This is a genomic window from Enterococcus sp. 10F3_DIV0382, from assembly GCF_002140245.1.
Lineage (GTDB): Bacteria > Bacillota > Bacilli > Lactobacillales > Enterococcaceae > Enterococcus_B > Enterococcus_B lactis.
On the sequence record NZ_NGMF01000001.1, the window covers coordinates 995,233 to 996,064 of the forward strand.

Sequence of the window (832 nt, forward strand, 5' to 3'; positions counted from 1 at the left end):
GTCTTATTCTTAAAGATATGAAATTATTGTTACGCTCTGAAAATACAATTCTTTTAATTCTTCTACTATTAGGATTAAATATCTTTACACTGCTGAGTCATCTTCCAATATTAGATATTCTTATTAAGATAGATGCTGGCTTGTTAGGTACACTTGGCTTTCTAAGTTATGGCGTTGATGAAAAGATGTTAAGTTTTTATAGAATTTTAGGAATTAAGAGAAGTCAATATTTTTTAGGGAAGTTCATCAGCACATTTGTTGTTACCTCTTTCTTCTTTTTATTAATGCTTCTTTTTAAAGTTCCAAGTTTAAGAGAATGCCTTTTTGGTTTAGGAATTTTAGCAACTTCTACTCTTAGTTCTATTATTTTGGGTGTTTTCTTTCCATACAGTAAAGAAAATCCATTATCGCAAACTAGCCTTATATTGGTTTGTGTACTAGGCTTATTTCCGATTACTTATTTAATTAACCTTTTTAATAGTTATTCTAGTATTATCCAAATCACATTAGTAACAATTTTTATTGTTACTGGTTTTATCATAACAAATCACGTATTTAATACTAAATGGGAGAAAGAACGACTATGAAAAAAATAATTCTTGACATCTTTAAATATAGTGGCGTTTCATTTTTTGCAACATTTTCATTTCTAGTTGCGTTGATAATTCCTAATGGAGTAAATAGTTTTTTAAACGGAACAACTTTTCAGGCACCATTGAACCTGTTAACTATATCAGGAATTGCAAATGGTTCTGAAAATTCATTAGAAATACATTTTACACGAATCTTTTTTTGGCAAATATTACTTTTATATACTTGTTTGACATTTATG

2 pseudogenes are annotated in these 832 nt (G+C 27.9%); both read left to right on the forward strand.

Annotation, left to right across the window (positions count from 1 at the left end):
- A pseudogene (locus A5849_RS04965) lies at positions 1-587 on the forward strand (hypothetical protein); the annotation flags it as partial.
- A pseudogene (locus tag A5849_RS15040) lies at positions 584-832 on the forward strand (thioredoxin); the annotation flags it as partial. The pseudogenes A5849_RS04965 and A5849_RS15040, both read left to right, overlap by 4 nt.